Origin of the sequence: Ruegeria denitrificans (assembly GCF_001458295.1) — a bacterium.
Lineage (GTDB): Bacteria > Pseudomonadota > Alphaproteobacteria > Rhodobacterales > Rhodobacteraceae > Ruegeria > Ruegeria denitrificans.
In genome coordinates this window covers 32179-46774 of the sequence record NZ_CYUD01000014.1, presented here as the reverse complement: position 1 = coordinate 46774, position 14596 = coordinate 32179, and the positions used below count along the sequence as shown (strand labels likewise).

Annotated in this window: 13 protein-coding genes; 9 read left to right on the top strand and 4 right to left on the bottom strand. The window is 54.1% G+C overall.

All coding sequences use genetic code 11. The annotated features are described in order from the left end of the window. Nucleotides 1-13 precede the first annotated feature (13 nt). Nucleotides 14-253: a hypothetical protein gene (locus RUE5091_RS18585; protein WP_058283455.1), complete on the bottom strand. Its 240-nt coding sequence runs from the start codon at nt 251-253 to the stop codon at nt 14-16. A 314-nt stretch (nt 254-567) separates the two neighbouring features. On the opposite strand from RUE5091_RS18585, the gene RUE5091_RS18580 reads away from it, so the two are divergent. Beyond that, nucleotides 568-924, top strand: coding sequence for a hypothetical protein (locus RUE5091_RS18580; protein ID WP_058283454.1), 357 nt, complete (start codon nt 568-570; stop codon nt 922-924). A gap of 597 nt (nt 925-1521) precedes the next feature. On the opposite strand, the gene RUE5091_RS18570 is transcribed toward RUE5091_RS18580, so the two are convergent. After that, the gene (locus RUE5091_RS18570; RefSeq protein WP_058283452.1) at nt 1522-2046 is read right to left on the bottom strand and encodes a flavodoxin domain-containing protein; all 525 of its coding nucleotides are present in this window, start codon (nt 2044-2046) and stop codon (nt 1522-1524) included. 133 nt (nt 2047-2179) lie between these two features. Next, entirely contained in the window at nt 2180-2665 is a 486-nt protein-coding gene (locus tag RUE5091_RS18565) for a hypothetical protein (RefSeq protein WP_082643722.1), read from the bottom strand. A 269-nt stretch (nt 2666-2934) separates the two neighbouring features. On the opposite strand from RUE5091_RS18565, the gene RUE5091_RS18560 reads away from it, so the two are divergent. The 8 genes from RUE5091_RS18560 to RUE5091_RS18520 all read left to right on the top strand — a co-directional run bounded on the left by RUE5091_RS18560 (nt 2935) and on the right by RUE5091_RS18520 (nt 12929). Further along, complete coding sequence (locus tag RUE5091_RS18560; RefSeq protein WP_058283451.1) at nt 2935-3381, top strand: universal stress protein; 447 nt, start codon at nt 2935-2937, stop codon at nt 3379-3381. Nucleotides 3382-3730: 349 nt separating this feature from the next. Then, nucleotides 3731-4516: a formate/nitrite transporter family protein gene (locus RUE5091_RS18555; protein WP_058283450.1), complete on the top strand. Its 786-nt coding sequence runs from the start codon at nt 3731-3733 to the stop codon at nt 4514-4516. 296 nt (nt 4517-4812) lie between these two features. Next, complete coding sequence (locus RUE5091_RS18550; protein WP_165590798.1) at nt 4813-5352, top strand: nuclear transport factor 2 family protein; 540 nt, start codon at nt 4813-4815, stop codon at nt 5350-5352. 347 nt (nt 5353-5699) lie between these two features. Beyond that, the gene (locus tag RUE5091_RS18545; RefSeq protein ID WP_058283448.1) at nt 5700-6695 is read left to right on the top strand and encodes an HlyD family secretion protein; all 996 of its coding nucleotides are present in this window, start codon (nt 5700-5702) and stop codon (nt 6693-6695) included. Next, nucleotides 6692-9388: a ribosome-associated ATPase/putative transporter RbbA gene (gene rbbA, locus RUE5091_RS18540; protein WP_058283447.1), complete on the top strand. Its 2697-nt coding sequence runs from the start codon at nt 6692-6694 to the stop codon at nt 9386-9388. Before RUE5091_RS18545 ends, rbbA begins: the two co-directional genes overlap by 4 nt. Continuing rightward, a complete protein-coding gene (locus RUE5091_RS18535) occupies nt 9389-10507 on the top strand; it encodes an ABC transporter permease (RefSeq protein WP_058283446.1) in 1119 nt (372 codons plus the stop codon). It begins immediately after the preceding gene. 196 nt (nt 10508-10703) lie between these two features. After that, nucleotides 10704-11204, top strand: a complete 501-nt coding sequence (locus tag RUE5091_RS18525) for an Hsp20/alpha crystallin family protein (RefSeq protein ID WP_082643720.1) — start codon at nt 10704-10706, stop codon at nt 11202-11204. Nucleotides 11205-11354: 150 nt separating this feature from the next. Further along, a complete protein-coding gene (locus RUE5091_RS18520; RefSeq protein ID WP_058283443.1) occupies nt 11355-12929 on the top strand; it encodes a trypsin-like peptidase domain-containing protein in 1575 nt (524 codons plus the stop codon). Between the two features lie 9 nt (nt 12930-12938). Here RUE5091_RS18520 and RUE5091_RS18515 read toward each other — a convergent pair whose 3' ends face one another. Then, nucleotides 12939-14555, bottom strand: a complete 1617-nt coding sequence (locus RUE5091_RS18515) for an MFS transporter (protein ID WP_058283442.1) — start codon at nt 14553-14555, stop codon at nt 12939-12941. Nucleotides 14556-14596: the final 41 nt, after the last annotated feature.

The following is a 14596-nucleotide window of genomic DNA, read 5'->3' as shown; positions in this document are numbered from 1 at the left end:
TCTCCGGCAAAGTTCACCAATTCGGCGAGTTCGCTAGCATCCGTTTCGGATCAGCGCCTTTCAGGATGCCAAGCCCAAGGGCCTTGGATTTGCGTCTTGTTGGACGTGTGTGAAAGATGATGTCGTGGCCACGCGGCCAATTGCCGAGCCACCGGACATCATCCAGGTCTTTTCCGAGACGACGGCTCAGACCCAGGCGCGAGTACCCATTCCCAGACACGGTGCGGGGACGTTTGCGTTTATAGTGGGCCATGTCTGTGGCCTTTCATGCAGTTTCAGAACTACATGGCACCCTCCATCGGTTGCTTCTTTGGTCTTGGGCTGGGCTCGGCTTTGACACTGAACACGCAGCCAGACTGGATATCGGATTGGGTCTTCAAAATCAATCGAAGGGAATAGGACGGCTTTGCATAGGGATTCGTGCGTCGGGTCAGGTAACCAGAGAGGCCCTTTAGCCAGGGCAGTCTGCAGGCAATGGATCGTTACAAGTATTTTATTGCGTAGGTCGCTGTCAGTTTTCCCTAAAGGCCAACTACAAGCAATTGTTAAACTGCGAGGTGAAGAGACATGACTGATGGTCGAAATGATCTTTTTGAACGGCTCAATCCAATTTGGGAGGCCGTGGTTAAGTTGGGCGAGAACGCCCCCGAACTCAGTAAGAAGGCCTATCTCAATGAGATGAAGGGTGAAGTGGACAAAGTACGGGCCGCTTCATTTGGGACTGAAAATAGTGCGGATCGGTGTGACGAAAAAGTAGCGGAGGATCCTGAAGCCCAGTTCAAGATGCTTGCAGTGGCTTATGCCACTGGAGACATGGATGAGGTCGACAGGGTGATTAACTACCTTGCTTTTGTACGCCGCATTAAAAAACAGGGTATTTATGAATTTGGACACTGGAGTCATGAAGACCCAAATGGGCGATGATACAACCAGAGATCGCTTCACATAACACCCGTTCGGCAATGTTCGCCGTTTGTTACGGCGGCACCAAACACCTGGAGGTTGCGAAACCTGACATTCGAGGTTTGGTTCTGTGGCAGCCGTTATGCGGGACAAACCCGCCTTTCGCAGCCGCGGCTATTGCTCGTGCAGAAGGTCTTCGCTCCTGCGGCACGCCTATCCTTGCGATGCAGCACAACTCTCCGAAACAGTCATTCACTAAGAACAATTTTGCCGAATTCCAAACTGCCTTTTTTGCTGCAACCTGAACCGACCATTGAGGAGCGGACGAGGTGAGCACGCACTGCGGTTTCTCGAAGGGCTGGTTCGAGAATAACCTCAAGACACGATAGTCGAAGAAGTTAGATCCAATGACACGCATCACTAATTTAATATTTCAGGCCCCAATCATAGCCATCTTGTTCAATGTCATATCGTGCATCCTATAGCCTGGCTGGTGGCGGCATGCGAATGGAATTCAGTGAATTCGAACGCCTGTTAAAACTGGCGTAGGCGGAATGTGGCGGCGACATTTACAGGTAAGACAACTGAAGAAAGGCAGCAGTTAAGCCACGGGATGGATCAATTGTCCAAGAATGTTACCACGGTTTCCCTTAAAGCGTCCCAATCGGTGAACTCCCGAGCACCGTCCCTTGGATCGATCTTTTGATCCTTTAAGACAACATGCTGAACGATCTCTTCTTCAAAATACCCATAGTTGTCAGGCTGCACAGCGCCCGCAACCAAAGCCGTTAGGTCAGGTTCAAAATGCGTACGCATCAGCATTTCGGTGAGATAGTCCCAGGCGTCTTCCTGGCCTCTTGCAAAAGCCGCCTTTAGGCCTACCGAAAGCACTAGCGACTTCCGGGACGCAAGCGCGTCTCTGTGCGTTTCAACAAACGCTTCGAATAGCTTAGGGTGCCGGCGTTCATGGACAGGAGCCGCAAGAATGACCCTGTCCACACCTGTAAGGGACACGTGCCGTATCTGGTCTCCGGTGTTTATCAGTATTGTATCGTAGCCGGCTTTTCTTGTGACATCGTTGATAAAACGAGCAATCTTGGCAGTCTGACCTTCAACGGTGCCGTAGGCAATCAGCACTGTCATTTCGATCCTCCCGTAAATCGATCCGAAAAGCGCGCCAACTATGCCGAAACCGTTCGCTTCAGCCCTTGATCTCAATCAAAAGTGACTGTCTTGCCAAGTTTTTTGGACGCGGGTGCGGCGTCGTTTGGTCGGCTCATGCGGTTCTGGAAAGCGCTACAGCTATCGCCAGCCAAAATCCAGTGCGTATGGTCATTGCACCGACGGTTCGCCATTCAAACGGCGTTCCAAACAGTGCCACTAATATCAGAACAGCGAACACAAGTAGTGTAGATAAGCCCATCACCCAGGCAATTCGAGTTGCCCAGGTTGTTGATTTAAAGAGCGCGATTGCACCAAGCAAATAGACAAATCCAGCCAGGAAATTGAACCAAAGCACGAATGGAACTGCATCTCCGACTGCATCTCTGGCAGCAGCACCCCCGAACAGTGCCGTTCCGCCGGAGAAAATAGTAAGAAGACCAAAGAGTGCTGCGGCTATTGCAACTGGGCGAACCCAAGGCGAAGAGGAAGGCATCGTTGTTTTCCCCTGGAATAAGATTGAATTTCGTGTCGTAAGCAATCCGCCGTCCTCGCCAAACGAACTGAAACGCACGTCCATAGTAGCAATTTTTCTCGCCATTACCCTTGATCTTTATCATTGGGCTAAATTGATACCCATTGAAAAAGCAGCGTTTGCAGGAGGTATTTCGCAATAAATATGTGCTGTTTCCTCTTTGGGATGAACCGTTTGCAATTCCAACGATTCTTAAAGTTGGTTCGGTTACCGTGAATCTTCTGGAAACGAACGGACGACAACGCTCGAATTTGCAGCGAAAAGTGTTGATTTGAGTCAATGCTAGTTGCTGCAAGTTCACCCATACTGACCCCTCACAAAGGAGGGAGTGCGACATGTTCAAAATAATTGTGGTTGGCTTGGATGGATCAGAGGCGTCAGAAGCAGCTCTACGCGTTGCCTGTGATATCTCAAGCAAATATGGCTCCCAAATTCACCTTGTCCATACACCTCAGCCGCAAACCGTGGCTTTCGCAATGGGCGCGGTTGCTGGCTATCACGCCGTCACGACAATGCCTTCAGACGAAGAGGTTCAGCAGGCAGCAGACAAGATCATTTCCGCGGGTAAAGAGATTGCCAAAGAATACAATCAGACAGTTTCGCAAACACATACCCAACGCGGTGATCCGGTCGACGAGATCATCGCATGCGCCGAGCAATGCAAAGCTGACCTAATTGTGACGGGCCGCCGCGGATTGGGAAGCATTGGTAGCCTGATTCAAGGGAGCACCTCTCAAGGCATCAGTCGGAATGCCACTTGTGCGGTTTTGACCGTTGCCTAAATTTCAAACTTGGTCCCAATCGGCACAAAAACGATGACGATCAATAAGCTCAGCATTGAAGCCTCGTGACAAAACTAAGGTTCGATGGCTACTACGTGATGCTGAACTCCCGGCCGTGAAAACGGAGTCTGACATCCACTGCTTCATGACGGTGACACGAAAACGGATGCTGAAACCGAGGTCATGGGTGCCTGTGGCGATGACCGGCGACCAAACTGTGTTAGGCGAAACGACCCGAACTGTGGTGGAATAGATAAACTTCCCCTTTTTATTTGTGCTTTGGTTCAAGGTCAGAAGATAGGCTGTACAATCCCTGATACGTAGATCCGTGGTAACTTTGGAGCCCGACATGAACACCCCGTCCCTGTTCGACGCTCATAAACCCTCTGAAATTGCGACATTAGTTGAGACTGCTGGGGTCACAAAGGCAAAGTTGCGAATGGCACCCATGTTCGTTCTTGCGATGCTGGCCGGGGCATTCATAGGGTTTGGCGCAGCGGCCTATACGATGGCGGTTACTGGCGCAGACAGCGCTGCGGGGCCGATCCGCGTTCTGGGTGGCGCGGTGTTTTCCCTGGGCCTTATCCTGGTGATCGCAGGTGGTGCAGAATTATTCACCGGCAATGTTTTGATGGTGATCGCAGCGGTCGACCGCAAGATACCACTGCGACTGCTGTTTCGAAGCTGGGGTATCGTCTACGCCGGAAACTTCGTGGGCGCCCTCGGGCTTGCATTTGCCTTCTCTCTGACCGGCCTGCTCGAGGGGCCGATGGGCAATACCGCCGTGGTGATAGCCGATGCCAAAGCGGGGTTGGAACCGATGGAGGCCTTCGCCCGTGGCGCACTGTGCAACGGGTTGGTATGCCTTGCTGTTTGGCTGTCCTTTGCCGCCCGTAGCGTCGCCGGCAAGGTTCTGGCCGTTTTGTGGCCCGTCACTGCTTTTGTGTTACTGGGGCTCGAGCATTCGATTGCGAACATGTTTTTCTTTCCGCAGGGTTGGGCGGCGGGGGCAACTGTGCCGGTTTTCTCAGTGGCGACCAATCTATTGTGGGTTACCCTGGGCAACATTGTCGGCGGGGCGGGAGGAGTCGCCTTGGCCTACTGGTTTGCTTACCTTGGTGCTACTAAAGGGTAAGACCCACTTCTTCGATCACAGCGCCTGCCAGAGCAAAACGAACGGTTTCAGATGGTTTTGAAGGCGTTGTCTAATTGTGCAGCCCAGATCAAGCTTTTTCTGCACTTAGTAGTCTAAATGCCGGGAGCATGGTTGTCTTCGTGGTCGATATCGGTTGTCGCATGATGGTGCAACACGAGCGGAAGCGGCACAGGCTTGCCTAAGTCCGCTGATTGGGATGCGAGCCGGTTGATCAGTCAGATATGAGAGTTGGATGCGGAGGTAACTCACCGACCTTGAGGCAAGGAGATGGCGCATTGGCTGATGACGGTGCCGGGAATTGGGCCGTTCTTTGCCACTGCACTAGTTGCCCTCTCGTTCCCGAACTGGATTCTTCGCCAACATCTAAATTCATTGATCCTCGTCAAGATTGGAAAAGGCAAGATGTGATACAGTTGATGCCTAAAATGAGGGCTATCATGGAAGAATTAGTCGAGATTGGAAGAACATTTGTTCAGGCGATGCGTGATCGCAGGGGCCTTGCAAATGTTGATGAAATGTATGCCGAGAACGCTCAATCCATAGAAGCGGTTGTGCCTCCGGTTCGACAGTTTCGCATCACCAAAGGCAGTGATGCTATCAAAGGGAAAAGAGAGGATTGGCTGGCAGCTCATGAAATCATCGAATTTGACGTCGATGGCCCCTATGTTCATCCCCCAAACCGCTTCAGTGTGCGATATAAGGCTGACGTAAAGCAGAAGGAAACTGGGCAACGTATCACCTTGAGTGAGATTGCAGTTTATTCAGTAGCAGACGGAAAGATTGTACTGGAAGAGTTCTTCATGTTGCCGAAGTAGGAGCGGCAACCCGCAATACTGACGCAGTGTTGGTTTCATCCGCACGCTGGAAGTGTGACTTGTAAGTGCTTTGACACGATGGATGGACAATTGGGCATTTGTTTCGATCGCGTGATGCTTGCCCATGCGCAACAATTCCGTCAGTTCGGCGCAACCGAAATCTAAAGTCACGCCGTGGAATCCGCATTGAGCTATTGATGCGGGTTAACAATCAGACTGCTGCGCCGGTTTTCTGCCCGAGTTTGGCCTGAACAACCCTCTAAAGGGCTCTGTTTGATCCAAAACAAAGCGTTATGCGGGGTTTGAGATAACGTCACCTAGTAGCTCTAACCGCGGTACGCCAGATCATGAAAAAGAATGTGCGCGCAATACTGATCGTCGTAATGCTCCTTCTCGCAGGTGCGGCGTTGTACATATTCGTTTCAGAAGACAGCAGTGAATTGCCAATTGGATTTGTACAGGGCAATGGGCGGATAGAGGCCGAACAAGTGGAAATTGCCCCCACCTTCGCAGGGCGGGTTGCACAGGTTTTGTCGGCAGAAGGCAACTTGGTTGTTGTGGGTGAACTGTTGGTCGAGATGGACACCGATGAACTGTCTGCAGCGCTTGATCGCGCCAAAGCCGAAGTAGCATTGGCGCGTCAAGCCAAGGCCGAAGCCGAGGCTGTTGTTGTCCAACGAGAAAGCCAACAGCGTCGCGCGGCGCAGGAACTGGAACGGGCAAAGGCACTGTTGGCCGGTCAAAACATTTCGATGACAGTCTTTGAAGATCGCGAAACCGCATTTCAGGTTGCCGACGCCGTTCTGGGTGCCGCCAAGGCCCGGGTTGCAACCTCGGACAGCCAGATCGCGGCTGCCGAAGCCGAAGTGCGCCGGATCGCCGCCCAGATCGAGGATGCTTCGCTTGTTGCCCCTATGCCAGGGCGCATTCTTTACAGACTGGCTGAGCCCGGTGAAGTTGTTGGCGCAGGGGAGCCGATCCTTACACTTCTCAGCTTAGAGAACGTCTATATGGACGTGTACCTGCCCGCACGCGAAGCGGGGTTGCTGCCCATCGGGGCTGAGGCGCGCATCGTACTTGATGCCTTGCCGGATTTTGCCGTTCCTGCAACCGTCACTTTTGTATCCCCCGAAGCCCAGTTCACTCCGAAGCAGGTAGAGACATTGAGCGAGCGTGAACAGTTGGTCTTTCGCGTTCGGGTTCGCATTCCTGAGGATCTGATCACAGAACGGATCGAACATGTGAAAACCGGCCTTCGCGGTATCGCTGTGATCAGGCTTTCTTCTGACAGTGTATGGCCGGAATATCTGGAAAGGCGGATTCCACCCGAATTGTTCGAATGAATTCCCAGGCGGGCCCATCTGATTTCTGCGTCAGTGGTGTCACGCATAAGTATCGCCAGCGGACAGCACTCGATAACCTGTCGCTTAACCTGCCGGTAGGTCAGCTTATTGGGCTGATCGGGCCTGACGGGGTTGGCAAATCAACGCTTTTGGGATTGATCACCGGCGCGAAGAAGCTTCAATCCGGCACAATCAATGTTCTCGGAGGCCCAATCGACGACCGCGCCCATCGTCACCATATCTGCCCTGCGACCGCATTTATGCCGCAGGGATTGGGCCGTAATCTCTATGCAGAATTGTCGGTGCGCGAGAACCTTGAGTTCTTTTCGCGTTTGTTCGGACAGGGGCAGCAGGAGCGTGACATCCGGATCGCAGCATTGCTGTCGGCAACCGGGCTTGCGCCTTTCTCTGATCGACTGATGGGAAAACTCTCGGGCGGCATGAAACAGAAGCTTGGGCTGTGTTGTGCACTGATCCATGACCCTAAGCTTTTGGTTCTGGATGAGCCGACCACCGGCATCGACCCACTGTCGCGGCGTCAGTTCTGGGCGCTGATCGACGCGGTCCGAGAGGCTACACCCAACCTCTCCATACTGGTTTCGACAGCTTATATGGAAGAAGCCGAACAATTCGACTTTATCGTCGCGATGGATGCCGGGCGCGTGCTTTTCCATGGTTCTCCGGCAGAATTGAAGGGGGAAGCCAGCGATCTTGAAACGTCCTACCGGCGGTTGCAGGCGCACGGAGATCCCCTGATCGCACCAAGGAAAGCGCCCACACATCACCGTGAGGCAGACCCAGTGATCACGGCACGTGGATTGACGCGGCGCTTTGGCGATTTCACGGCAGTCAATAACGTCGAATTCTCGATTAACCGTGGTGAGATTTTCGGCTTCCTCGGGTCGAACGGCTGCGGCAAGTCGACCACCATGAAAATGCTGACAGGCCTTCTGCCCGCGAGTGACGGTGAGGCGTTACTGTTCGGAAGACCGGTTGATGCACGCGACCTGAGGATGCGTCGCGAGATTGGCTATATGAGTCAGGCATTCTCGCTTTATGGCGAGTTGACCGTTCGGCAGAATCTCCAGCTACATGCCCGCATCTTTGCAATCACGGACCGCGATAGGCGTATCGATGAACTGGCGGAACGCTTTGGCCTGATTGCACAAATGGACATGCTGGCCACGGCGTTGCCACTTGGCATCAAGCAACGTCTTTCCCTGGCCGTCGCTGTGATCCACCGACCTCGCGTGCTGATCCTGGATGAGCCAACCTCGGGGGTGGACCCTGAGGCGCGCGACTCGTTTTGGGCGTTGCTGATTGAGCTTTCGAGAGATGAAGAAGTGACGATTTTCGTCTCGACCCATTTCATGGCCGAAGCAGAGCGCTGTGATCGGGTGTCGTTCATGCACGCGGGCCGTGTTCTGGCTGAGGGAACACCGGATGAGTTGATCGCCGGGGCACAGGTAGACAGTCTGGAAGAAGCATTTGTCACGGTATTGAAGGCAGCTGACCCTCCGGCACCGGTAAAAGCTCCTGAGGCATCGGTTCATGCCCTTGATGACAGCGCTGGCGGGGGTATCAGGCGCACACTGGCATACACGAAGCGTGAAACCATCGAGATTTTGCGCGACCGCGTGCGTTTGGCGTTTGCGTTCCTGGGCTCGGTGATCCTGATGCTGGTCTTTTGCTACGGGATTACGCTGGACATCGAAGAACTGGATTTCGCGGTACTGGATTTGTCACAGGGGCCAGAAAGCCGCGCCTACATTGCAGAGATTTCAGGATCGCGCTACTTCAACCCAACGCAGCCACTGACGAGTATCGATGAGGGCCATGAACGGCTGGCCCGAGGAGATGCCTCGCTGGTTGTCGAACTCCCACCTGACTTTGGGCGCAAGATCCGCTCTGTTGAAGCAACGGACGTGCTTGCAATTGTGGACGGCGCAATTCCGTTCAAAGGCGAGACTGTAGAAGGCTATGTGGCGGGGCTCCACAATACCTTTTTGGCGGCAATGGCCCGCCAAAACGGTGTGCATCCGGTCGAGATCGCCCGTATCGAGCCACGCTTCAGGTACAATCAGAGTTTCGAGAGTATTGCCGCAATGGCCCCGGCCATGCCTGCGATCCTTTTGATAATGTTACCGGCAGTTCTGATGGCGGTTAGCGTCGCACGTGAAAAAGAGTTGGGAACAATCACCAATTTCTATGCAACGCCAACGACGCGGCTTGAGTTTCTGGTTGGCAAGCAAATCCCTTATATCGCAATCGCGTTCGCCAATTTCCTGCTCTTGGCCGGAATGACGGTCCTTGTTTTTGATGTACCGCTCAAAGGCAACCCGGTTCCCCTGGCGATTGGCGCGTTGCTGTATGTCTGGGCGACCACATCTTATGGGCTGCTCATTGCGACCATGACCTCAAGCCAGGTGGCCGCTACCTTCGCCACCGCGATCGCCTCGGTCGTACCGACCATTCAGTTCTCGGGCCTGCTGCAGCCGGTTTCAACGCTTGAAGGCGGTGCGCAGACAATCGGATCGCTCTGGCCGTCATCCTATTTCCTGCACCTGAATGTCGGTGCCTTCACCAAAGGGCTGGGCTGGGATGCGCTTGCCCCCGATCTTCTCGCACTAGCCTGTTTCGGGCCGGTGCTGACGTTGATCGCTGCCCTTTTACTTCGAGCGCAGGAGAAATAAATGCAACGGTTGTCCTGCATCTTCTGGCTTGGCTTGAAAGAAATGATGAGCCTTCGGCGTGATTGGGTGATGATGGCGCTGCTGGTCTGGTCATTCACGCTGGCACCCGTGATGGAGGCGACGGGAGTTTCGAACTCGGTCAACAATGCCTCCATTGCATTTGCCGATGAGGATGGCTCGCCCCTTTCACGGTCTCTTGCCACGGCGTTCTTCCCTCCGGAGTTTCAACCCGTTGTCCAGATCGCACCGGGTACCGGAGCCGAAAAGATGGATGCCGGGCATTTCCTGTTTGTGGTCGCGGTGCCACCAGGGTTCGAGAAAGATGTTCGCGCCGGGCGCACGCCGGAAATTCAGGTTCTGATTGATGCGACGGCGATGGAACAGGCCGGGATTGGCGCAAACTATATCGTCAATATCCTCAGCGCCGAGATCCGTCGCTTTGCCATTGGTGCGGACCTGGCTGAGTCATTGCCCGTCGATATCATCATGCGCAGTGCGTTCAATCCCAACCGTGATACTGTTCGTTTTGCCGGCATCGTGGCGCTCATCGGCCAGATCATGTGGCTGACCACGATCCTCACCGGTGCCGCGATGATCCGCGAGCGTGAACATGGCACAATCGAACATCTGCTTGCGATGCCGCTTACCCCGTTTGACATTGCGATGGCCAAGATTTGGGCAAACGCAGCGGTGGTTCTTGTCGCCGCCGCCTTATCGCTGACCTTTGTTATGCAAGGTTTCCTGGGGATCAACATCGCGGGGTCGAAGGTGTTGTTTCTTTTTGGCACCGCGCTGTTTCTTTTCACAGCAACCGCACTTGGGGTATTTCTTGCAACGATTGCACGCTCAACGGCGCAATTCGCACTTTTGGTAATGCTGACAGTCCTTCCGATGCTGATGCTGTCGGGAGGTGAGACACCGATCGAGGGGCAGCCCGACTGGCTTCAGGTCGGAACATCGATCCTTCCGTCCCGCCATTACATGTCCGCCAGCCAATCCATCATCTTCAAGGGGGCGAGGTTTGAGACGGTCTGGCCAGAGTTCTTATGGATGGCGTTACTCGGCGCAATCCTTCTGGCGTCCAGCCTGATGCTTTTCAGACGCTCGTTGGCGCAATAGAGTCAGATCAGTTTACCCCTTGGCCTGGACGTATGACCGGTAATGCGCCTTGTTTCATTCGGAATGCCGATACGGCCGGGATGTCCTTTTGGCGCGTTACCGAGGACGCTTGCTTGCGCAAGATCAAGGTAATTAGACGAGTTTTTTGCCATAATGCAGCCTCCCCCCAATCGCACCGAAGGAGGAGGATCAGAAAATGCTTGAAGACAAAAAACCACAACTGTTTGCTGGAACACATCCGCTCTCTGATAATTTTCGACGCGAAATGGAATCCATGATGTCGCGCTTTTTCGGGGGCGCAGTGCCATTCCTGCCGCTGGAAACAGCCGCGCAACGCACGGGCTTCCCGTCGTTGGACATGACGGGTGCGATTTCGCCGGCGATTGACATCCACGAAACGGATACAGCGATCGTTCTCACGGCTGAATTGCCGGGTCTCGAAGAAGACGACGTCGAAGTCGAAATCAAAGACCGTAGATTGACGCTGCGGGGCCAGAAGAATGTTACGCATGATGACACAGGCGATCTGCGCGTTAGCGAGAGAAGCTATGGCAGTTTCACTCGGACAATGACGCTGCCTGATGCAGTCGATATCGAGGAGATTTCCGCTGCGTTCGACAAAGGTGTCCTGCACGTCACGATGCCGAAAACCGAACCTCAGGATCCCAGCCGGAAGATCAAGGTCTCATCGAAATAGGCGCAATGGAGGCGCACACGCAACCTTCATGGTCCGGGCAGCATGCGCGGACCCTTGGTGTTCTTAAAACGAGCACACTATTGCCCACCATAGCGGTTTCACTGCTGCGCATGATAATGTGCCAATAGGGCTAGAGTACTGAGATGGACAATGCGGACGCCGGACAAAAGCGATGTGGAAACTGAAACGGGCGATGTCCGTGCATTTCTGGAGAGCTTGACGGGGCCGTCCCGCGGAACCGTTACCTGGCTTGTCGGCAACGCTTTGGCTGCTTCGGTGGGTCCTGATCGTATCCTGAAGTTCAGGCGAAAAGAGGATTTGCCCCCGCATGACGAAGACGTGGCAACGATTCAGTGGTCGCAAGGCGGTTACGCGCTAAACGCTTTGCCTGGCCGGGATATCTGGGTCAATGGTCAAAAAACTGCTTCGGCAGTTCTTGGGCATGGCGACATGATTGAGTTCGGTGCAGAGGGGCCCATGTCGCGCTACAGGGTGTGTGACCACTCATTCCCGGCACATCACACGGTCGAAGACATAATAAGTGACGCTTATGTGTATGCGCGCTCCAGCCGACGACCCTTCGCCAGAAAAATGTCCGGTGCGCTGCGCGAAGGCGGGCGTCGGCTGACATCACAAACCACGGTTTTGTTCAGGGTTACCGTTATCGGTGTGCTTCTTCTGATCTTTGCCTTTGGCTATTTGCTTTTTCAGAACGATCGGAAGCTGGCGGACAGCCTTAAACAGGAGTCTCTCAAGATCGAGGCGGTTGCTGTCATGCTTACGCAGACGCGAGAAGATGCACTGACGGCGGATGATCTGGTCGCGCTCAGAGAAGCGTTTGACAACCAGGTGATTTCCACCGAGCAGCGCCTTGGCACTTTGGAAGAACGCGTTGGTGCGTCAAGGCGAGTTATCACAGCCTCGACGCGATCTATTGCCTTTATCCAGGGTGCTTACGGATTGCGACAGACCGAAAGCGGCAAATTGCTGCGGCATGTGCTTGGCCCGGACGGGGAGAAACTAAAAACTCCATTCGGAAAACCATGGATTGAGCCAGATGCGGAAGGCGCGCCGGCAGAATTTCAGTTCACCGGAACCGGGTTTCTATTGCAGGACACCTCTCTTTTGGTGACCAACCGTCATGTCGCCTTGCCCTGGACGACCGGGGATCGGGCGCAGGCCCTGAAGGCAGCAGGGCTTGAAGCCGAGATACTTAGCCTGCTGGCTTATCTTCCAGAACAATCCAAGCCAATGGAAGCGGTATTGCTTAGGGCAAGCAAAACGGCCGATCTGGCGCTTCTGTCCGTTGATGCGAACCGTGTTCAAGGGCTTGGACTCTCACTGGCACCTCAACCGACGCGGGCAGGTGAAGAAGTTTTCTTGCTTGGATTTCCGACTGGCCTTAAGGCCTTGATTGTGCAGGCTGGGCCGGATTTTCTGAAAACGCTTGAGAGAGACGGCGCCGTCGATTTCTGGACTATTGCTAAACACCTTTCAGAGCAGAACAAAGTCAGGCCTCTGGCCAGCCGGGGGATCGTCGCCCAGACCAGCCCCGGTGCAGTCGTTTATGATGCTGAAACCACAACCGGCGGAAGCGGCGGACCTGCCCTTAACCGAAACGGCGAGGTGGTTGCTATCAATGCCGCGATCTTACCCGAATTTGGCGGCTCGAATATTGGCGTTCCGGTGTCACACCTCAAGATACTTCTCGATGAAAGCGATTGATCCGCATATTCAATCGCGCGTCTGATAAGGTGAGTTTTGCACCAGAAAAACCACAGCCAGTGGGATGATGACAGAGATCAAGCCCACGGTAATCAGCAAGTTCCCCAAGTGGCTATAGTCAGCGACGGAGGCAACAGTACCCGTTCTGGGATCGGTAACCGCGCGGGTAACGGTAAAGATCTGATTCAGGTATTTTGTACCGAGACTGCTTGCTGACAATGCCATGTTGGTGAAAGACGCCATGACCGCAAAAAAGGTAGCCTTCAGATGTGTTGGGGCGTTGCGCGCGATCCAAGCCAACATTGGGACCATCGCGATCTGACCCAGCGGTGACTCAACGGCTGTGTCAAGAATGGCGATAAACCTTGCATCCACGACCCCACCTGTGCGCGCGGCCGTCCATTCATGCACCCCGTAGTACAAGGCAAGGTTTGGCAGGGACAGCACTCCGGCGGCAATCGTGAGTAACACTACAACCTGCGCAATCGAACGACTTGCCATAAACGGCCTGAGGATAATCAGGCCAAGCAAAGCAAGTAGTGAGGTCAGAAGCGCTAGAATGGCCAGGAACTGTTCGTCAAACCCAAGCTCGTCGATCTCGAACCAGGTCAGGCCCGGTCCTGGCAAGGGAACTGCTCGAAAAACGAAAATGATAGTTGCTGTCCCGATCAGAACTTTGGCCTGTTTCGACTCCAGCTCTCTCAGCAAACGCGACATGAGGTAGAGAATGACCGTGAGCGACACCGCAAAAACGGTCTCTTGCGCGAAGGCAAAATTTGCGGTTCCCAACACTATGCTGAGAACAACAAACGCAAGTCCGCCCAGCAGTATCGGCCACCTGACTTCGGTGGTTTGATCTGGTCTGTGCAGAAGGTGTCCTCGACGAACGAGGCGACGCTGTATCAGAGCGTGAAGAACCACTCCACTGACAGACAACAGTGGGATAGCCAGGGCAATGAGATAGACCCGACCGTAGAGAACCAAACGATCGGCTTTCTCCAGATTTTCCGCCCCCGAAAAAATCCAGATGTTAACCGCGGCGACCCCTGCAAACCCGGATATGATCGCAATCCTGCCGAGGGTCTGCATGGTGGTGTGTCGGGCACGAACTTCGTCCTGAATAAACGCGCGTCCGTCTCGGTCCGATTGCGGCACTGCTTCGACTGTCATGGCATCAGCAACGACATCCTGAATGGCATAACCTGAAGGAGCCAACATCAAGGCAACGACGTACCAATCCTCAAGTGGCATAATGCCGGCCATTTGGTCAGGCGCAGCCACAAGCCTGTACATGATGAGCAATGACGCCGTGATAAAGGATGCGCCAACAACAATCAGCAGGGATTTCCAGCGCCAGAACAGGTCAACCAGATGACCCAGCGGCATTTTTAGAATCCATGGCAACCCGGCCCAGAATGCCAATCCCGCAACAAAAGCGGCGGATAGATTCAGATAGTCCTTAAGAAAAAACGCACCGACGACGGATGTTAGCCCCGAAACCCCGGCCGCAAAGTAAACCATCAATGGTGGCAGGTAAGACCATTGCAATTGCGCGATCAGATCGACGAAAGTCCGGTGCCACCAGCCTGAAATCCGCCTTCCAAATGTTGATCGGTCAGTGTTCATGCGTCAGTCGGACCCCGTTCTGGTGACCCTGTGCTGTCGGT